This window comes from Bradyrhizobium sp. Kon10 (assembly GCF_055807395.1).
Genome location: NZ_JBVVOZ010000335.1, coordinates 1 through 247 on the forward strand (window position 1 = coordinate 1; position 247 = coordinate 247).

Consider the following 247-nt stretch of genomic DNA (forward strand, 5'->3'; position numbering starts at 1 on the left):
GGATCGACGGCGAAGGCGCCGAAGAAGTCCGCATCCTCGGGATCGACCACGGCGCGGCTGGCGAACAGCTTGTCGAGCAGGGCTGGATAGCGATCCGGCACGAAGATGTAGACATGGTCGCCGGCGGCGAGCCTGCCCATGTCCTGGAAGCGCATCGAGCGTCCGTCACGCAGCACCAGCGACGGTCGCGCCCAGCGCGGAATGCGCTCACCGCGCGCCACCGGGCTGCCAGGTGCTACGCGGTAGG

The 247-nt window shown here is 69.2% G+C and carries 1 pseudogene; it reads right to left on the bottom strand.

Annotation, left to right across the window (positions count from 1 at the left end):
• Nucleotides 1-247, bottom strand: a pseudogene (locus AC0L2O_RS37280) (potassium/proton antiporter); the annotation flags it as partial.